This is a genomic window from Sphingomonas phyllosphaerae (genome assembly GCF_029623345.1).
GTDB classification, from domain to species: domain Bacteria; phylum Pseudomonadota; class Alphaproteobacteria; order Sphingomonadales; family Sphingomonadaceae; genus Sphingomonas; species Sphingomonas phyllosphaerae_C.
In genome coordinates this window covers 1-19,426 of sequence record NZ_JAPYKH010000015.1, presented here as the reverse complement: position 1 = coordinate 19,426, position 19,426 = coordinate 1, and the positions used below count along the sequence as shown (strand labels likewise).

General features: G+C 67.3%; 13 protein-coding genes, 1 tRNA gene and 1 pseudogene. 8 read left to right on the top strand and 7 right to left on the bottom strand.

Features of this window, described 5'->3' with window-relative positions:
* From QBJ89_RS14205 to QBJ89_RS14190, 4 genes are read left to right on the top strand one after another with little or no spacing between them, the layout of a single operon-like run.
* Positions 1 to 1,632, top strand: a complete 1,632-nt coding sequence (locus QBJ89_RS14205; protein ID WP_277981128.1) for a hypothetical protein — start codon at positions 1 to 3, stop codon at positions 1,630 to 1,632.
* Complete coding sequence (locus QBJ89_RS14200; protein ID WP_277981127.1) at positions 1,613 to 6,952, top strand: FtsK/SpoIIIE domain-containing protein; 5,340 nt, start codon at positions 1,613 to 1,615, stop codon at positions 6,950 to 6,952. Before QBJ89_RS14205 ends, QBJ89_RS14200 begins: the two co-directional genes overlap by 20 nt.
* A gap of 3 nt (positions 6,953 to 6,955) precedes the next feature.
* Positions 6,956 to 7,420: a hypothetical protein gene (locus QBJ89_RS14195; RefSeq protein ID WP_277981126.1), complete on the top strand. Its 465-nt coding sequence runs from the start codon at positions 6,956 to 6,958 to the stop codon at positions 7,418 to 7,420.
* The gene (locus QBJ89_RS14190; RefSeq protein ID WP_277981125.1) at positions 7,417 to 8,856 is read left to right on the top strand and encodes a DNA phosphorothioation-associated putative methyltransferase; all 1,440 of its coding nucleotides are present in this window, start codon (positions 7,417 to 7,419) and stop codon (positions 8,854 to 8,856) included. Before QBJ89_RS14195 ends, QBJ89_RS14190 begins: the two co-directional genes overlap by 4 nt.
* A gap of 132 nt (positions 8,857 to 8,988) precedes the next feature.
* On the opposite strand, the pseudogene QBJ89_RS14185 reads toward QBJ89_RS14190, so the two are convergent.
* Positions 8,989 to 9,291: pseudogene (locus QBJ89_RS14185) on the bottom strand (recombinase family protein); the annotation flags it as partial.
* Positions 9,292 to 9,439: 148 nt separating this feature from the next.
* Here QBJ89_RS14185 and QBJ89_RS14180 point away from each other — a divergent pair.
* Together QBJ89_RS14180 and QBJ89_RS14175 are read left to right on the top strand one after the other, a co-directional pair.
* Positions 9,440 to 10,450, top strand: coding sequence for an ion channel (locus QBJ89_RS14180; RefSeq protein ID WP_277981124.1), 1,011 nt, complete (start codon positions 9,440 to 9,442; stop codon positions 10,448 to 10,450).
* Positions 10,447 to 11,781 (top strand): DUF6602 domain-containing protein, encoded by a 1,335-nt coding sequence (locus tag QBJ89_RS14175; RefSeq protein WP_277981123.1) that lies wholly within the window; start codon positions 10,447 to 10,449, stop codon positions 11,779 to 11,781. The genes QBJ89_RS14180 and QBJ89_RS14175 overlap by 4 nt, the downstream gene beginning before the upstream one ends.
* A 675-nt stretch (positions 11,782 to 12,456) precedes the next feature.
* Here the strand turns inward: QBJ89_RS14175 and QBJ89_RS14170 are convergent.
* Positions 12,457 to 12,546, bottom strand: a tRNA-Ser gene (locus QBJ89_RS14170).
* 158 nt (positions 12,547 to 12,704) lie between these two features.
* Here QBJ89_RS14170 and QBJ89_RS14165 point away from each other — a divergent pair.
* Positions 12,705 to 13,472, top strand: coding sequence for a DUF1134 domain-containing protein (locus QBJ89_RS14165; RefSeq protein WP_431522543.1), 768 nt, complete (start codon positions 12,705 to 12,707; stop codon positions 13,470 to 13,472).
* Between the two features lie 32 nt (positions 13,473 to 13,504).
* Here the strand turns inward: QBJ89_RS14165 and QBJ89_RS14160 are convergent, their stop codons facing one another.
* Together QBJ89_RS14160 and QBJ89_RS14155 are read right to left on the bottom strand one after the other, a co-directional pair.
* Positions 13,505 to 13,663, bottom strand: a complete 159-nt coding sequence (locus QBJ89_RS14160) for a hypothetical protein (RefSeq protein WP_277981122.1) — start codon at positions 13,661 to 13,663, stop codon at positions 13,505 to 13,507.
* Positions 13,664 to 14,111: 448 nt separating this feature from the next.
* The gene (locus QBJ89_RS14155) at positions 14,112 to 15,446 is read right to left on the bottom strand and encodes a dihydroorotase (RefSeq protein WP_277981121.1); all 1,335 of its coding nucleotides are present in this window, start codon (positions 15,444 to 15,446) and stop codon (positions 14,112 to 14,114) included.
* A 54-nt stretch (positions 15,447 to 15,500) separates the two neighbouring features.
* Here QBJ89_RS14155 and QBJ89_RS14150 point away from each other — a divergent pair, with 54 nt between their 5' ends.
* Positions 15,501 to 16,226, top strand: coding sequence for a YgfZ/GcvT domain-containing protein (locus QBJ89_RS14150; RefSeq protein ID WP_277981120.1), 726 nt, complete (start codon positions 15,501 to 15,503; stop codon positions 16,224 to 16,226).
* Positions 16,227 to 16,379: 153 nt separating this feature from the next.
* On the opposite strand, the gene QBJ89_RS14145 is transcribed toward QBJ89_RS14150, so the two are convergent.
* The 3 genes from QBJ89_RS14145 to hrcA form a co-directional block, all read right to left on the bottom strand.
* A complete protein-coding gene (locus QBJ89_RS14145) occupies positions 16,380 to 17,603 on the bottom strand; it encodes a threonine synthase (RefSeq protein ID WP_277981119.1) in 1,224 nt (407 codons plus the stop codon).
* Positions 17,604 to 17,813: 210 nt separating this feature from the next.
* Complete coding sequence (grpE, locus tag QBJ89_RS14140; RefSeq protein ID WP_277981118.1) at positions 17,814 to 18,365, bottom strand: nucleotide exchange factor GrpE; 552 nt, start codon at positions 18,363 to 18,365, stop codon at positions 17,814 to 17,816.
* 43 nt (positions 18,366 to 18,408) lie between these two features.
* The gene (gene hrcA, locus QBJ89_RS14135; protein WP_277981117.1) at positions 18,409 to 19,425 is read right to left on the bottom strand and encodes a heat-inducible transcriptional repressor HrcA; all 1,017 of its coding nucleotides are present in this window, start codon (positions 19,423 to 19,425) and stop codon (positions 18,409 to 18,411) included.
* Position 19,426: the final 1 nt, after the last annotated feature.

Sequence of the window (19,426 nt, the reverse complement as noted above, 5' to 3'; positions counted from 1 at the left end):
ATGGCCGCCAAGAACCATCACCTGCAGCTCGCCGAGGGCGCCATGCGCGTTCCCGAGACCCAGAAGATGGGCAGCGTTAAGCTGTGGTGCGAGTACGCGATCTGGGGGCTGCTCTTCTACGACGACCAGTCGCCGTGGCTCACCCTAACCGAGTGCATGCACATCTGCTTTGACCGCAAGCGCCGAAGCCTTCCCATCTTCGAGGGCGTCAAGCAGGCCGAAGCTCCGCAGCACGAGACCGTCGCGTACGGGATCCCGCTCAACAACCAGCTGCGCCACCTGCTCTTCCGGGACAAGGAGATCTCCCGGATCGCCTCTGGCAAGGCCGCCGACGACAAGGCGAAGTGGGCGGCCTGGTTCGCCACCGTCGACCGCGACTACGAGGGTCTGGAACTGCGCAACCTGCAGGGCAGCTTCGACAGCTTCCAGGCGATGGCTCGAAGCGTGGAGCTTCTCCGCACGTCGGAAATCGAGGCGTTCACCAGCAAGCGTTGGACGTCGCGCCACGTGCTGCCGCTGGGCAGCGCCATGGTGTTCCCGGACGTCAACTCGGAGAACTCGCTCGACCGCAAGTTCATGCGTCGCACGGGCGAGATGCTCTACCTGATGCTCAACCGGTCGAGCCGGGCCGGAGAGGTCGAGGCGCTTCTAGATGCGCGGCTCCTCGGCACGAACAGCGTCTGGAACCGTCTCGCGGGACGGCTCGCCGGGCCGGACAGCGACGCGGACGCGAACACTACGATCGGCTACCTGCCGATGCCTACCCATCGCTCATACGACCGACTGGCCGACGACTGGGTCGCGCTGCTGTCGCTGTCGAGCATCCCGGTGGAGAACGTGCTCGATCCGCTGGAGCGGGTCAGCGGGCTGATCCAGGCGCTCTACATTCTCGAGCGCGCCCAGGACACGGTCAGAGATGGCGTGGCCCTGCCTCCCTTCTTCCTCGACGTGGTCGGGGCGACCGGCAACAACGCGATCCGGAAGCTGTCATCCAACCAATACAAGCGTCACCGCACGTTGCCGTTCGAGGCGGCGGAGAGCTTCATCGACGCGTTCGCGGCATCGGACGAGTGGAAGGCGGTGCTGGCCAGCGACGCAGGCCGCAAGGAGGCTGCGGACCTGCTCGCCAAGCGCTTCTTCTGGTCGCCGCAGCGAAACCCCAACCCGGACACCATGCCTTCGCCCGAGAACCAGCTCGCCGAGTTGAGGGCCGATACCCAGAGAGCCAAGGGGCACCACATCGGAGCCACCTTTCACAACCACGTCAAGCAGATCGGCCTGCTCCGCACGGCGCGCCGCGCGGGGACATGGTATGCGCCCAACGACGCATTCCTCGAGGCGCTCGTGCTCTCGAACGTAACCACACCGATGGAGTTCGGCGACTTTCTCGACCTGCTCATGCGTCGCTACAACATCGTGGTCGGTCCTGAGGAAACCCGCACGGCCTTTCAGATCACCTCGGGGGCGCTGCCGGCGCCGCTGGCGGACCTCAAGGAGAACGAGCGACGGCTGGAGGAGCGCCTCCGCGTCCTCGGGTTCGTCGACCGCAAGTCCGACGACTGCGCGTTCGTGGTCAATCCCTTCCACGACGTCGAACAAACGGCAGGAACCGATGAACTTGTCCACGCATGAACTGATTGGCCGCGTGGCGGCCCGACGCCTGCGAGAGGCGACGGAGGACGTGCAGGACCGGGCGTTCTTCTGCGTCGTGGGTCTCGAGAAGCCCGTCGTCAGCGCCATCGCGCGCCACGTGGCGACCTCGACCATGCCTGCTGGTCAGGTGCAGATGTTCATCCATCCGCGTTTGGTCGAGGGCGACGTGTCACCCGCGACCGTCTCCGACCAGACCGCGCCCTGGCACCGCAACCACGCCACGGAGGGCGTGCGGCTCACCGTGTGCACGGTCCCGGCCGACATGGTGAAGGCGACGGAGCCGACCCTCTCGCACAACTCGAAGATCGACGAGGCCTGGCTGCTCCAGGACCCGCTGGCCTGGGCGGTCGAGGGTCTGCCGATGGCGTCAGAGAAAATCCGCGAGCAGGTGGCCACGGCCTTGAAGGGAACGCTCGCCGCCGGCGCCGCGCACGACGTCGTCACGATCGCCGAGTTCATTGAGCGCCTCGGCGTGCAGATCGGCGGGATGCAGGGGCTCGCCCCGGAGAAGGCGGTCCGCGCGGCGCTGCCCGCGCTCCGCCTTCCCCGAAACGGCGGCGATCCCCGGCTCAAGCTCACGGACAGCATCGAGAACGCGACCAAGTTCTTCCGCGGAGCCTTGGACGAGGCGCAGCCCGCGCTGTACCTCAAGGCCCGTGACGGCGATCCGCTGAACAGGACCGAACTGAAGCGACGTCTGGAGCAGATGGAGGCGGAGAACGCCCTGCCATCAGACGTCGTGGTCAAGCTCGGCGCGCTGCTCGCCGACCGGGCGGTTCGCGATGGCGGCTGGACGACCACCCAGGCAGAGGTCGCCGAACTCGGCTGGGACGCGATCGAACCCTTCTTCACCGATGCCAAGCGCAAGGTGAAGCCGAACTTCGGCCTCGAGACGCAGCAATTCCTGGACGCGCAGTTTCCCAACGCCCTGAAGCCGTCGGAGCAGCAGTTGCTGACCGACTTGGTCAAGGATACGGCGAAGCCGTCCGACGACATCGACAGCTTCTTCGCCGACCACCGCGCCCGGCTCGCAACCGACCCAAAGCTGTACAAGCGCTGGGAGCGGCTCGTCTTCCGGGCGCCGGTCGAGGCGAGGGACCTCACCGAGGGTCTGCTGAAGCTGGCGCACAGGGCGGTGCCTGAAGGCGACGACGCCGATCAGGACGACGCCGACCGCGTTCTCGTCGTGCGCCTACGCGGCGGCGAGCAGATGGACTTCTGGCAGCGCGACAAGAACACGCGCGTCCTCCGGTTCCTACGCGATCGATACCGCGGGTTGAAGGAGATGTTGGAACCCGAGGCTATCCTGGACTTCGGCCGCTGCTGGACGGTCGACTGGGACACCGTGAAGGAGGACAACTCCTCGCGCAGTAAGGAGGCCGTCGAGCTCGAGTTCGAGGCCTTCCTCGTGTCCGCGGACAAGCTTAATTCAGTTCTAGGCAGCACCTCAGCCAAGCCGCAGGCGCAGCGCGCGCAACTCGTCTGGAAACCCGCGCCCGAGGCGCTGGGCCTTTCGTTCCCGCAGGATCTGCGCCGCATCCGGCCGCAGCCATCGGACGACGCGACGCGGCTCCTCACCGGGCACATTCAGCAAAACCGTTCGGCGCGCGGCACGATCGGAGCTTCTATTAACCTTGCCGAGCGCGCCAGCATCAATGACGCGTTCAATCAGAGCGATGGCCTTCTAGCCAACGACGGCCGCGCCGAGTTCCGGATCGACCAGACGTGGCCAGCTGCGCTCAACGAGATCCGGGGGAATGGCGTGCTCACCCCCGACCGGGCGGACAGGATCGCTCAGGCATTCGCCACCTTCCACGGCTCATACGGTGCCGCACTGGAGGATCTGCTTCGCGGCGCAGGGGTCGGCTCGGCCGAGCTGATCAGCCAGGCTCAGAGATACGGGGCCCTGCTCGACGCCGTGCTCGACAACGCACCCGAGGAGGTCTCGATCAGAAACCTCCTCGCCCCGCTCACGATCATCGGCGTCATCTCGATCGAAGGGGAACGGCCTGCAGCCCTGCTGACCGCCTGGCACCCGTTGCGCCTCGCCGAGATCGGCGCGAAAGCGCGCCAACTCGCCGATGCGATCAAACAGGTGGTGACCAGCTCGGGCGGCAAGCGCGCCAGCATCGAGGATTTCGTCAACGATCGTGCCGCGTCGCTGACGCGCACCTACTACGGCGACGTCGCCGTGCTGCAGGAACATGACGATCACCTCCTCGCCGAGACGGATTGCCTGGCCGACTGCTCGTTGCTGGAGACCGTGTCGGGCACCTCGCACCACGGCCTGACCGATGAGCCCGCCGACGGGGCCGTGACCGCGTTCGAACGGGTTGGCGACGAGTATCTGAAGCTTCGCCCGCACGAGCGGGCCAACTTCAGCGTCGTCATCTTGAACGCCGATTCCGAGAACCTGCCGCTGGCGATGGCCAATGGCCTGGCGCGCCGGATCGAGGACGATCCCGAGATCCGCTGCGAGCTCGTCGTGACCGACGACGATACGGAAAGGCTGCGCCAAGTCTACGAGCGCCAGAATCGCCGCATCAGCCACGAGATCGACACCAGCCTGGCGAGCGAGGCGGCCCGCAACTTCCTTTCGCGGCTCAGGGTCGGCATCTTCAGCCCGGACACGCTCACCCGGGAGAGCGGGCTCAAGGCCAATGACATCGTACTTCTGCAGGACGTGATCTCGCGAAGCAGCCGTGTGCGGTGGACGCGCGGAGAGACGCCCGACGATCGCATGACCCTCGACACCTATGTTCCTACCTCCCGATCGAAGCGCAGGCCTTTCAAGAAGGGGAACACCACCTCGGCGCTTTACCTCACCGCGCCACGCCAGCCAGCGGCGGGACGCGCGTACGTAGACGCGCTGCGCGCCATCGCTACCCGCGACGCCGTCCGGCATCCGGAGCCCTGGCTCCCGGTTCAGGAGGTCGAGTTCATGTCGGGCGACGTGGCCGATGTTCTCGCAAAGGCTCACGCGCTCGGTCACTGGGTTATGACCTTCGACCGGGTCGCGGATCGCCGCCTCGTGTCGAGTGACGAGCGGCGGATCATCAAGTATTTCAGCGTGCCTGGCTCCACGCACAACGTGATCGTCTCGGCCGAGATCTCCGAGCAGGAACTCGGCGACTGCCTGTCCAGCGGGCTGGATGTGATCCTCCCCGACGCGAACGAGGCGACCCTGGGAAAGCTGCGGAGGGAGATCTTCGTCCGGGCGTCGCGCCTGTCCGGCGGCGTCGTGATGCGCGGCGCGCAGTGGTCGAACTACGCGAGCGAGCTGATGGGGCTGGTGCTGACCCAGCGCGAGATCGAGCGCATGCTCGCGGTTGGACGGGAAAATCGCACCGGATGGTTCTTTCTCGACGACTATAGGGGCTGGCTGGACCTGAGCGGAGAGATTGCGGACATAATCGCCATCGACTTCTCCGTCGGCGGCTCGGGGCCCGAGATCCGGATCGTCGTCGCGGAAGCCAAGTATGTCGGTCAGGACGCCCTCATGGAGCAGCGGAAGAGGTCGGCCGGCCAGCTCGAATCGACCTTCACCGCGCTCAGCCACCGCCTGCTCGACACGGACGCGACGATCGATCCCGCCATCTGGCGCAACAGGCTCGCGGACATGGTCCTGGAGCACATGGACCCGTTCGACCAAGTGGGAGGCATCACGCAGGACCAGTGGCTCGAGGGCCTTCGTTCGGGCGACTATCCGATCACTGTTGACGGTCACTCGGTCGTGTTCAGCCACGAACTGGACGCCGTCTACGAGCAAATGCCCAAGCTGCCGGACGAGGACCGGCCGCAAGCCGACAGGCGCCGGCTCGCACAGTGGGTGTTCGCCCGCCCGACCACGGCATCGGCGCTGCGGAACCTGATGGAGCCCACCGCATCCCCGCTCCTGTCGGTTCCCGACGGATGGCCCAGCCCGAGCGTGAAGGAGCCCGAGTCAACCGAAGCCGGGCAGCAACTGCCCACGGACGACATCGGCGGCACCGAGAACGAGGACCCGGTCGCCGCGTCTGCCGATGATTCGGAGGAGCCGGCCGCCACCCAGACGGTCGAACCGGCGCGAACGGTCGATGCCGCTATTTCGCCGCCTGCCGCGGCGGGCCCCTGGAGCGCGGAGATCCACGCGGTGCTCGCCGCCCAGAGCCAGAGGCGGAACGAGGAGAAGGCGGAGGTCTGGCTTGCGGAGCAGATCGCCGCGCTCCGCAGCGCCCTGCAGGAGGAAGGGGTCGACGCGCCGATCCTCGAGCAGCGGCTGACGCCCAACACCGGCCTCATCTACGTCGGCGGCCGGACCCTCACCGTCGGCTGGCTGGAGCGGAAGCAGACGGATCTGCTGACGCGCTACGGGCTGGACATCATCCGGGTGACGCCAATGCCCGGGCGAATCGCCATCGGCCTTCGTCGCCCTTCGCGAGCAATTCTGCACCTCGCCGACGCATGGCTCAGGCGGGTGGATGCGCCGGGTGGGACCGGGCAGAAGGCAGCGCCGCTCCTGGGGGAAAAGGAGGATGACGGCAGTCTCTGCTATCTGCCGCTCGGCGCCGAATACGACGGCCAGGAACGGGCAGCCCCGCACAGTCTGATCTCGGGCACGACCGGCAGCGGCAAGGGCATCCTGGTCACGAACGTGCTGCTCGACCTCTGCGCCCTGAATGCGCCCGAGGACCTCGAGCTGTACCTGATCGATCCGAAGCGAGGGGTCGACTACGCTTGGGCGCGACGCCTGCCGCACCTGCGCGGCGGCATCATCGACAACCAGGAGGACGCCAAGGCGCTTCTCGCACGTCTCGTCACCGACATGGACGAGCGCTACGAGGAGATCAGCCGCGAGGGCGTCCGCAACATCGATCAATACAACCGGCGAGTCGGATCGAGCCGTCGCATGCCGCGCATCGTCATCTTTTTCGACGAGGTCGCGAACTGGATGCAGGACGACGACTTCAAGAACGTGGTCGATGGCTTGATCAACAAGATCGCGACGAAGTCGCGTGCCGCGGGCTTCCACCTCTTCATGATCTACCAGCGGGCCGACAACCAGGTCATGACAATGCAGCTGAGGACGAACCTAGGCAACAAGCTCATCCTCCGACTGGGTGACGAGGGCAGCTCGAAGATTGCGCTCAACGAGAAGGGTGCGGAGCGCCTACTCGGCAAGGGGCACCTCATCGCCAAGCTGGACACGGACGAGAAGACGTACCTACAGGTGCCCTACATCGGTGACGATGAGGTCGAGGACCTCGCCGAGGCGGTGATCGCGACCTGGTCGGAGCCCCGTCAAGAAGCCGCGGAGTAGCGGATGGTCGGCAAGCGGGTCCGGGGCGCTGTCTACATCCATCGAGAGGCGATCGGCCTTCTTCCGGTAAGCTCGGCCGCAACCCTGTCCGACGCCGTGGCGCTTGCAGCGGGCCAATCTTGGAACGTGGCGCGCCTTGAGCCCGAGGTGGTCGGGTTGATGCAGTACGAGGACTTCGACCGGTCGGCGTTCCCAGCGCTGCTGGAGGCGACCCGTATCGACCTCAAAACGGGGAAGGTCAGCAGCACCTCTTACAGGAGCAGCGTCAATCCCCTGATCCTTCACCGCAAGGAGCTGCTTGTGGATCCTGCGGACGTCCGTGTGAAACGCTGGGCCGCTACCACCCAGTCGCTGGTTGAGCGCGGAGCGTTCAGGGAAAATCACCGTATCGGCCGCGCGATGGAGTGGAGCAAGCGCTTGGCGGAATTCGGTCTCATCTCCGTCGATGATGAGGTACGTGCGGCATGAGCACCGCCCCGCTCGTGCATCGGCACAGGACGGCGATGGTGCGACACACCCTGTCACAGCCAATGTCCCTTGCTGTGCGGCACAGGCTCGTGCGCGAGGGTACCACCGTCTTCGACTATGGCTGTGGTCAGGGCGGCGACCTGCGCGCGCTGAGCTCGGCCGGGGTGGAGGCACGCGGATGGGATCCGCACTTTGCGCCGGACGAACAGATCTTTGAAGCCGAGATCGTTAACCTAGGTTTCGTTCTTAACGTCATCGAGAACACAGCGGAACGACAGGCTGCGCTTGAACGCGCGTGGTCGATCTCGCGAAAGGCGCTTGTCGTATCGGTCATGCTTGTCGGCGCTGTGCCGCTCGACGGACTGCGCCCGTTCGGTGACGGATTTCTCACGTCCCGCGGCACTTTCCAGAAATACTACCAGCACGCCGAGATCCGAGCCGTCGTGGCACAAGCCGTCGGGGCGGAGCCGGTTGCCCTAGCACCAGGAATATTTGTCGCGTTCCGCGCGCCCGAGGACGAGCAGGAGTTCCTTCTCGAACGCCGTCGCGGTCGACGGGCATCGACCTCAAGCTACGCAACCGGACGGAGTCGAAAGGCGGTCCTCGCCCGGCCGGAGCTGCATGAGCGCATCGAGGCCGCACTAACCGCCACGGCAGAGTTCGCGCTGCATCGCGGCCGTCTCCCGCACGCAGAGGAGATGCCGGCGACCGTCCACGATCTGCTGGCGAGTGAACGCGTTTCCTTTGCGAGAGCGGTCGACACCTGCGTCGCCTTGACCCTGGACCGGGACGCCTTTGAACAGGCACGTCGCGACTCCCGCGAGGACCTGCTGGTCCATTACGCGCTCGGCGCTCTTAACCGCACCAAGTCGGCGGCGAGACCTAGCCCATCCATGGTGCGGGACATACGTACGCATTTCGGCAGCCAGCAGCAGCTTGCCGAACAGGCGTTGGAGTATCTCCATGCGCTCGCTGAGCCGCAGCACACGGTCGCTGCTATGCGTGAATGTGCGGAACGAGGCTTAGGTATCCTTGATGAGGACCAGCGCCTGATCATCGACGGAGGTCGCATTGAACGCCTGAGCGGTCCCTTGAGGTGCTATACGGGTTGTGCATCGTACCTCGCTGGCGATGTCGAGGACGGAGATCTCGTGCGGCTCGATCCTTTGAGGAAGCGCCTCACCATTTTCCGCTTGGCTGACCGGAAGTCTCCCTTCCCGGCAATCACCTCATCAGTCGCCGTGGACCTCCGCCGGCAGGACGTGATCCTCCGCGCGGAGGATCGTACCCTCATCCGGAAGTCACACGTGTTCGGGCTCCCTCCCCGATCCAAGCAGCGGAAGCTGGAGGCGGAGATGGCGGACAGGCACGGCCTTGGACCCGACAAGGTCGTCGTCCGTAGCTTGATGGTATTGCCACCCAGCGCAAGCGGATGAGGAGCCAACGGCCGAGCGCCGAGGCTTATCCGGCTGAACCACGTGTCGTTGAATCGGCTGCACGCTTGGAAACGGGGGCGTCCGCTGGCCGCCTAGGTGTTCATGCTCGGCATCGGGTAGAGGAAGGCGTGCTCAGAACGGATCGGCATTCGTCCCCTTTCCTACACCTATTACGGGCGCCTCGCCTGCGCTCGATCGCCGCGGCGGTTGGCCTGGCATGAAGCGTTTGACGGTGCCGCGCGAGATGCCGAGCTGGCGCGCAATGTGTGACGGCCGGACGCCCTCGGCAGCCAGCTTGCGCACGGCCTCCGGATCGATGCGCGGCTTGCCTCCCTTGTAGGGGCCTCTCGCCTTCGCTGCCTGGATCCCCTCGGCCTGACGCTCCTTGCGTAGGTTCGTCTCGAACTCGGCAAAGACATCGAGCATGTCGAGGAAGGCTTTCCCAGCCGCCGGTCAATACCGGCGTCTTCTTCATTCCCCATCGGCCGCGATGCTGGTGAGAGGGTTCGGCGCGCTGGTCGCGGGACGGCGAACACCGTGGCGTTTTGGCTGGCTGCTCTGTCTACCGTAAGTCGGCAAACTGTTGCTGCTGATCCTGACCGTGGTTGCCTTCTGGCCCATGAACGCAGCGCTTTACTATCACGGGATCGGCTCGCCGACGGACAATAACACCGATGCGGACCCGGTTGCCATGGCGCGGCGCTGGGTAACACTCGACTGGGTTCGCGTCTTGGGCGCGATCGCGACCTTCGTCGAGCCGTTGCGTACGTTGACACTGCCCTGGCCGTCGGAGGTTGTGGAAGGCGCGGTGGACGCGGCTCGGGTTGTGCTTGACCTGGGCCAAGACGCCAGCCCAAGTGCCACTATGCGCGAACGAGCGACAACGGCCTGGAAAGTGGTGCAGACCATTCTCGGATGGATCGTCTCTCCAACGTGGATGTCGGCTAATCTGGCGAAGTTAGGCCTGCGTGGGGGCGAGCGATCGCGGCTAATTAGGCTCAGAAACCGGCGATATTTCAGGATATCACTGGCACTGGCCGCAGTCGCCGAAGTCGTTTCCCTGATCGACAGCGCGTTCGTCCAACGGCCCGAACTGATCCCTTTCAGGATCGTCCTCTTCGCTTACCTGATTTCGCGCTGCAACGAAGTGTTCTACGCATTCTACCGCGACGCAATCGAGAAGCTCGTCCCCCGACAAATGCCGAGAAGCAGCCTTTCGTGGGCACGTCGGTTGCGCCTCGCGCTTAACAGCTACGTGGAACTCGTACTTGATTTCGCGCTAATGTACCTGCTGCTGCCCATCGGCTCGCTCTCGCCGAAGCCGGATACCTTCACTGACCTCATTTTCTATAGCGCGAGCACGATTAGCACTAGCGGGGGCGGCGGGATCGTCCCTGTTGGCATGAAGGCGAGGCTGCTTACGGACTACGAGGTGTTCTGCGGACTCATCCTCGTAGTAGTCTGCTTCGCGGTCTACGTCGGCCGGGCGTTTGCCGATAAGGACCGGCGCGATCGATCGGGAAAGGCCGGTACACAGCTTGTCGCGCCTCCGCCTGAAGGTCCAGCCGATGACAATCTCGGAGCACGCCCTTGAGCAGAAAACCGACGACGCCGATCTTCCAGACTGGCGACCTGCTGATCCCTTTGGGCGATTCCCTGGATGCTCAGTCAACGATCTCCGTCTGGGACTTCGGAGCGCTCCGATTCTACCACAATAGTTCTGGCCGTCAGACGGCGCTCAAGAAGGCGCCGCCCCCTTCAAGCGTCTTCATTAGACCGAGGGAGGGCACGAGGGAGCGCAAGCTACTGCGTCAGGCCTCCGATGTGCTGACTGCGGCGCTCGCGGACGAACGGGGCGGATCCCTGACCATCGCCGAAATCAGTGCAACACTGTCGAGTCAAAGCTTGAGCCTCCAATTCGCGGATGGAGTCCTGCGAACCCTGATTGGCATTGGCACGCTCACTGCCTCGAAGGACAAGTCCGGCACGATCAGGATAAAGCTCTCCGAAGACGCCCGGTCGCGTGAACGCAGACGGGCCTACTCGGCATCGTTCGCGAACGATCTCGCGAGCCAGTCGGAGCAACTGGGGCGGCTCATCGGACATGGTGCGACCGTCGGCTCGGAGCGGGAGGAGCTTTTCCGGGCGCTCCTGGAGCGTCACGTGCCCCGGCGCTACCACGTCGCGACCGGCTTCGTTGATGGCCTGCCACAGCAGTTCGACATCATCATCTACGACCAGATCGACCACGCCGCCCTGCTCAGAACCGGCAATCTAGTCGTCGTTCCGTCGGAGTCAGTGCGCGCGGTCATCGAGATTAAGTCGACGCTTGACGCGACCACCCTTGCGGACGCACTCGAGCACCTGCAGGCAGCGATGTTTATAGCGGGTGACGGGCCGCCGGTGTTCCGAGGCGTCTTCGCCTATTCCGGCATCGGGGCGCGTGCGATATCGAAAGCCGTGCGGCGGTTCCACCGCCCTATCGAGGACGACACGCCCATCGACGACAATACGCCAGAGCCGGTGTTTTCGATTATTCAGATGGTCAACGCCGTATGCGTTCTCGGCAAGGCGATGGTCCGAACGACGTTCGCTGAGATGCCGCCCGGTTCGGACTTCCCGTGGGTGCCCGCGACGGTCACTATGGACAGTGCCGCGGGCCGGAGCTCGCAAGGTGGCGCTTTCTTTGATCTGCTCGACAGATACCTGCGCCACCCATACGTCGGACCTTTCGAGCGCAGCACCCTGATGGACGTCGTGAGGGGCGACATGCTCTCCTCGGAGGTGACCCCGTTCTACACGAACGAGGACTGGGCCACCCCATTCCTGATATTGGACGACGGCGCCGCCTTCGATGACCGGATTCGAGCGTTATCGGACTGGCTAGCTGGCGGCGCTTGGCGCGAAGAGGAGGTGAGTCCTTGATCGGGGGGAGAGCGGGCCGGGTAGGTTTGCTCGAGCTTGGTTCCTCTCGCGCGTGGGAGCGGCTTTCGGAAGATCAGCCTTCTGCTGGCCTCAAACTTGCGGTTAATTTTGACCAGCACCACCTTGCTGAAGTTGCGCGCCATGTTGAGGCGAAGGCGGTCGTCTTCGTTGAACGGGATGTTGATTCGACCTTACCATCGCTTGTCTATACCCGAGCAGGCTGCGACAGTTGCCGGCGCCGCCGGTAGCGGTCGACATCCGCTATTCGGGCACCAAGCTCAAGAGAGTTGCCAATCGGATTGGTAGGCGCGAAGCGGCGCCTCGGCAGAGGCTCGGCTCACATACGCGTCGATCCGCTCGCGATCGCCGGTCGCGAAAGCCGAGCTCTTCCTCAAGACGGTGATTAAATCGGCGCGCTGCCCGCCTACGGCCTACGCTTGCGACGAATGCAGCACATACCCGATCACCGCGTCGCACTGACGCGTCGATCTGCGGGACTTCTGCGCAAGGTAGCGCTCGGACAACGCAGGCATACCGCGATGTACCTGGGACCCTTCGCGAGCCGCATCGTTCGCGTATGTCCAGCGCCGGCCGCGAACGACCAACCTTTAAGTGGGCATCGAAGTGGGCAAAATCGCAAGCCTAATCGCTAAACAGCTATAAATAGGCACTTTTTGGCGGAGACGGAGGGATTCGAACCCTCGATACGGTTTCCCGTATGACGCTTTAGCAAAGCGTTGGTTTCAGCCACTCACCCACGTCTCCGGGCCGGCGTGAGGCGCGGCTATAGCGAGCGTCATCGGCGTGATCAATGGCCTGCGGCGATTCGGCGCGCCGCGTCACGGAGTCGGGTCGTCGCGGTGTTCATTGCCGCGACAGCACCGCTGTCGCTATGCTGGCGTACCGGTGTGGGGACAGTGACGATGCGGACGATATGGCGCGGCGCGCAGGGCGCGATGATGGCGGCGGGGCTCGTGCTTGCCGGAGCCGGGGACGCGGGCGCGCAGGTGCGCACGATCGATCCCAATGCCGCGATCGATCAGGACGTCGGCGGCCAACCGGCGGTGCGCACGCCACGCGCGCCACAGCCGGTCGAGCCGACCCAGCGCGCCGACGAGCCGCTGCCGCCGACCGAGGCGCCGCCCGCCACGCCGACTTCACCCACCCCGCAGGGCGACGCGCGCGCCAACGCCACCACCAACGCGGCGGAGACGTACAAGCGCGACGATCTGATCGCTGCGGGCGAGGGCGTGTTCGGCAAGGGCGCCGAAGGCTTCGCGCAGATCATCGAGAAGATCCTCAAGGACCAGGGCGAGCCCAACGCCTATATCGCGGGGCGCGAGGCCTCGGGCGCGTTCGTCGTCGGTCTGCGCTACGGCTCGGGGATCATGACGCACAAGGTCGAGGGCCAGCGCCCGGTCTATTGGACCGGCCCGTCGGTCGGCTTCGACGTCGGCGGCGACGCCAACAAGGTCTTCGTGCTGGTCTACAACCTCTATGACACGCACGACCTGTTCAACCGCTTCCCCGGCGCCGAGGGGCGGCTGTATTTCGTCGGCGGCTTCGCGGCGACCTATCTGCGCCGCGGCAATGTCGTGCTGATCCCGGTGCGACTGGGGGTCGGCTGGCGCGCCGGCGTCAACGTCGGCTATATGAAGTTCAGCGAGACCGCCAAATGGCTGCCGTTCTGATCGGGTGAGTCGGCACGTCCCGCGCGGCAGGCTCAGGCGACGCGGGTCGCCTCGTGATGGTCGTTGCCGCCCCCGTCGCGCGCGCTGCCCAGCAGGCGAAGCCCCGCGTCGGCGAGACGCGCAGCATAGGCGTCAACGCCGAGCGACACCGAGGCGCGCCCGATCAGCGAGTCGGCCCAGGCGGCCCGCACGCGCGGCGCGCTGAACAGGAAATGCCCACCCGACGCGAGCGCGCCGGCGACGCGGCCGAGCAGCGCCAGCTGGTCGGCCGCGGGTTTGCAGGAACAGCACGCCGACTGCGATCACACCGACGCAACGCCGGCCGAAGAAGTCGCTCGCCTGCGCCGGCTCGCAGGCCGCGGGCGTACCGGGCAGACGGCGCCGGAACGCGGCGATCATCCGTGGCGCAGCGTCGGCATCCCAGATCGTGAAGCCGTCCTCGGCGAGCGCGGCGGCGATCGGCACGCCCGAACCGCAGCCGATGTCGAGGATCGCCGCGCCGGGGGGGCAGCCGGTGCGCGGCCCAGGCCCGGACCAGCGCCGCGCCGACGCCTGAGCGCATCGCGATGAACGCATCCGCGACGGCGTCCCAGCCGCCCGAGCCATCGCCCGTCGCGGCGCCGTCACCGTCGCCCCGCGCTACCGTGCGCCGGGAAACTGCGTCGCCTCGAAGCGCAGCGGCTGGCCCTGCGGCGCGGTGCCGAGCTCGTCCTCCCACATCGCCACCTCGCCGCGGATGATGGTGCCGATCGGCTTGCCGGTCAGCTCCATGCCCGTGAACGGCGACCAGCCCGACCGCGACGCCAGCCACTTGTCCTCGATCGTCCAGCGCTTGCGCAGGTCCACCACGGTGAAGTCGGCGTCATAGCCGCGCGCGATCCGCCCCTTGCCGACCAGCCCGAAGATGCGCTGCGCGCCCGCGCTGGTCAGCTCGATCACACGCTGCAACGAAGTGCGGCCGTTGGCGGCATGGTCGAGCAGCAGCGGGAGCAAGGTCTGCACGCCGGGCATGCCGCTCGGGCTGGCAGGATACTCCTTGCCTTTCTCCTCGAGCGTATGCGGTGCGTGATCGGAGCCGATCACGTCGGGCACGCCCTGGTTGAGCCAGTGCCACAGCCCGTCGCGGTGCGCGCCCGAACGGATCGGCGGGTTCATCTGCGCCAGCGTGCCAAGCCGCGGATAGGCCTCCTCGCCTGCCAGCGTGAGATGCTGCGGCGTCACCTCGCACGTCGCGATGTCCTTGTTGCGCCCGAGCAGCTCGAGCTCGGCCGGCGTGGTGACGTGGAGCACATGGATGCGCCGCCGCGCCGCACGCGCCAGCCGCAGGATGCGCGTCGTCGCCAGCATCGCGCTCTCGTCGTCGCGCCACACCGGGTGCGACGAAGCGTCGCCCGCGACGCGCTCGCCGGCGCGCGCGTTCATCCGGTCCTCGTCCTCGGCGTGGATCGCGACGCGGCGGACGCCGTGCGCCAGCACCTCGGCGAGGCGCGCATCCTCGCTCACCAGCAGGTCGCCGGTGGAGGCGCCCATGAAGATCTTCACCCCCGCGGTGCCGGGCAGCCGCTCCAGCTCGGCGAGCTCGAGCGCATTGTGATTGGTGGCGCCGACGTAGAAGGCATGGTCGCACCACATCCGCCCCGCCGCGCGCGCCAGCTTGTCCGCGATCGCCTCGGCCGAGTCGGTGTTGGGCTTGGTGTTGGGCATCTCGAACACCGCCACCACGCCGCCGCGCACCGCGGCCTCGCTGCCGGTCGCGAGATCCTCCTTATGCTCCAGCCCCGGTTCGCGGAAATGCACCTGGCTGTCGATCACGCCGGGCAGGATGTCGAGCCCGGTGCAGTCGATCCGCCGCCCCGCGTCGCCGCTCGCGCCGATCGCGACGATGCGGCCGTCGCTTACCCCCACGTCGGCCAGCACCGGTCCGCCCGGGGTATGGACGGTGCCGCCGCTCAGCAGGAGATCGTAGCTCGCCATCGTGCGTCCTTTCCGGGTCTTTCACCTTGTGTGGCGCCTCCCTACCTTGCCGGCATGACCGATACCAGACCGGCCACCACGCTCGCCGACCGTGCGCTGCTGCGGCTCGCGGGTGACGACCCGCGCGGCTTCCTCCAGGGGCTCGTGACCAACGACATGGCGGGGCCGCTACCGTGCTGGGCGGGGCTGCTGTCGCCGCAAGGCAAGGCGCTGTTCGACTTCCTCGTCTGGGCGGACGGCGACGACCTTCTGCTCGACGTCGAGCGCGAGGCGCGCGACGCGCTGGCGCGGCGGCTGACGATGTACCGGCTGCGCCGCGCGATCACGATCGCGCCCGCGGACCCGCTCGCGGTCCATTGGTCGCCGGAGCGACCCGCGGACGCCGGGGCGGAGCCCGACCCGCGGCTCTCGGCGCTGGGCTGGCGCTGGCTCGCGCCGGCCGACGCGGGAGACGCATCGGCGCCGTGGCGCGCGCATCGCCTCTCGCTCGGCGTTGCAGAGGGACGCGGCGAGCTGGGCGACGGCGAGACCTTGTGGCTCGAGGCCAATGCGCGCGAGCTGGGCGGGGTAAGCTTCGCCAAGGGCTGCTACGTCGGCCAGGAGAATACCGCGCGGATGCACCACCGCAGCAAGGTCAACCGGCGGCTGGTGGTGGCGCCGCTCGCGCCCGACGAGGCCAAGGCGCGCGCGCTCTACCCCGAGCTCGGGCTGATGGTGGCGCTGCGCCGCGTCGAGGCGCTCGGCGACGCGCTGCGGCCGACGTGGCTACCGCCCGACTGACCCAGGACGCGATTTTGCTCCTGCGAACGCGGGGGGCCAGGGCCATGCTCGGCGAGCGTTGCGGCTCGAGGCCCCGGCGTGCGCCCAAGCACGGTCCAGCCGCAGCGCACCGTGCCCGCACTCGACGCGTATACCTGAGCACGCCGCCGGCGCTCACAGCAAATCGAAGTCGATCGCGCCGTGCCGATCGAGCCGCTGCTCGGCCGGTGGCAGCGGGTACTTTAGTCCGGTCGCGCAGTTGAACAGCACCACCGCCTCGTCCTCGTCGACCTCGCCGGCGCGCAGCGCCTGGTGGTACGCCGCCAGCGTCGCGCCACCCTCGGGGCAGAGCAGCAGACCGTCCTGCCGCGCGCAGGCGTCGACCGCGGCGAGGATCGCGGGATCGCCCACCGCCAGCGCCTTGCCGCCGCTCTCGCGCACCGCGCGCAGGATGAGGAAGTCGCCCACCGCGCGCGGCACGCGGATGCCCGCGGCGACGGTGTGTGCGTCCTCCCAGCGCTCGGCGTGTTCCTCGCCCGCCTCGAAGGCGCGAACGATCGGCGCGCAGCCCGACGCCTGCACCGCATACATGCGCGGCCGCTCGCTGCCGATCCAGCCGAGCCGCTCGAGCTCGTCGAACGCCTTCCACATGCCGATCAGCCCGGTGCCGCCGCCGGTCGGGTAGAAGATCGCCTTGGGCAGCCGCCAGCCGAACTGCGCGGCGAGCTCCAGCCCCATCGTCTTCTTGCCCTCGATCCGATACGGCTCCTTGAGCGTCGAGAAGTCGAACCAGCGTCCCTCGGCCGCCCCCTTGCCGACGATCGCGCCGCAATCGTCGATCAGCCCGTTGACGCGCCACACGCGCGCGCCCTGCGCCGCGATCTCGCGCACGTTCACCTCGGGCGTGTCCTCCGGGCAGAAGACGATCGACTCAATTCCCACGCGCGTGGCATAGGCCGCCAGCGCGGCACCGGCGTTGCCGTTGGTCGGCATCGCGATGCGCGTGACGCCGAGCTCCTTCGCCATCGCCACCGCCATCACCAGCCCGCGCGCCTTGAAGCTGCCGGTCGGCAAGCGGCCCTCGTCCTTGACCCAGACGTTGGCGCCACCGCTCGCGGCAATGGGGATCAGCGGCGTCTCGATCTCGCCGAGGCTGACGACGTTGGCGGTACGTCGCACCGGCAGCAGCTCGCGCCAGCGCCACAGGTCGGTGGGGCGCGCCGTTAGCGTCTCCCGCGGCAGCGCGGCGCGCACCGCGTCGAGGTCGTAGCGCACCAGCAGCGGACGGCCGGCACGCGAAAGATTGTGGAGCTGGTCCGCTTCGTAGCGCTCGCCGGTCAGCGAGCACTCGAGATGGGTCACGAAGGTGGCGCGCTCGGCGGTGAGATTATCGTTCATGTCATCAGCCTTAGCGGGTGGTACCGCGGCGTCCACCGGGGCGCTGTGGCGTACCGCTACGATGTGCGGCGCCTGGCCTGAGCTGACGTGGCGAGGGGCACCCCGTCCTTCCACACTCGCCCATCATCCCGGACCCTTCGGCAAGCTCAGGAGAGCCTTGGTCGGGGAGCCACCTTGCCGCCGGCAGCCGCCTCGCGCCCTCCCCTCACCTCACTCCGGCTTCTTGGCCACCCCGACGAGCGCAGGACGCAGCAGCCGGTCCTTGATCATCCAGCCCGACTGCATCTCCTGCACCACCGTGCCCGGCTCGGCGTCGCTCGGCATCTCCACCATCGCCTGGTGGCGGTTGGGATCGAGCGGCTGGCCCATCGCCTCGATCTTCGCCAGCCCGTGTCGCGAGAAGACGCTGGTGAGCTCGCGCCCGGTGGCCTCCAATCCGGTGACCAGCCCCTTGAACTTGTCGTCGGCGCGCAGCTCGGCCGGGATCGCGGCCAAAGCGCGCTCGAGATTGTCGTTCACCGACAGCACGTCGCGCGCGAAATTGGTGGCGGCATAGGCGCGCGCGTCGGCGGCGTCCTTCTCCGCGCGGCGGCGCACGTTCTGGATGTCGGCCTGCGCGTACAGCGTCTCCTGGCGCGCGGCGGCGAGCTGGTCCTCCAGGTTGGCGATGCGCTGGGCCTGCGCGTCATGCTCCGCCACCTCGGGCGCCGCCTCGGCGGTGGTCTCGCGCAGATCGTCGGCGGAAGTCGGTTGATCGCTCATTCTGTCCCTGTCTTGTCAAACGTCGTCGATGGCGCCGACCGCGTCACCCGAGCAGGCGGGCGAGCGTCGCCGCGGTGAAATCCACCATGGGCACGACCCGCGCATAGTTCAACCGCGTCGGGCCGATCACCCCGACCACGCCGACCACGCGCCCGTCGTGCCCGCGGAACGGCTTCGCGATCACCGAGGATCCCGACAAAGCGAACAGCTTGTTCTCCGCGCCGATGAAGATCCGCGTGGCATCCCCCGCGCGTGCCGAGTCGAGCAAGGCGGCGATCTCCTGCTTGCCCTCGAGATCGTCGAGCAGCCCGCGGACTCGCTCCAGGTCGGCGGTGGCGGCGTCGTCGAGCAGCCGCCCCTGCCCGCGCACGATCAGCACCGGGCGGCGCGCGCCGTCCTCGCTCCACACCGCCAGCCCGCGTTCGACCAGCGCGCGCGCCGCGGCGTCCAGCGCGCTGCGCCCGTCGGCCAGCTCGCGCTCCAGCCGCTGGCGCGCCTCGGCGAGCGTCAGCCCGCCGAGCGTCGCGGTCATGTAATTGCCCGCCTCGACCAAAGCGGAGGGGTCGAGCACGGCGGGCAGGTCGACGACGCGATTCTCCACCGCGCCATCCTCGCCGACCAGCACCGCCAGCGCCTGCGTCGGTCCGAGCGGAACGAAGCCGATCGAGCGCAGCACCGCCTCGCGCTTGGGTACCATCACCAGCCCGGCGCAGGCGGACAGCCCCGACAGCGCCGCGGTGGTGGCGGCAAGCGCTTCCTCGACCGGCCCGGCGGCGGCGGCACGCGCCTCGATCTGCGCGCGCTCCTCGATCGATGGTTCGCGCGCCTGCATCATGCCGTCGACGAACAGCCGCAGCCCGCGTTCGGTCGGCATCCGCCCTGCCGAGGTGTGCGGCGCCGCGAGCAGCCCCGCCGCCTCGAGCTGGGCGAGGACGTTGCGGATCGACGCGGGCGAGAGGTTGAGCCCCGCCTGCGCCAGCGCCTTTGACCCGACCGGCTGGCCGCTGTGGAGATAGCCGTCGACGACGCGGCGGAAGATGTCGCGCGCGCGGTCGGTCAGC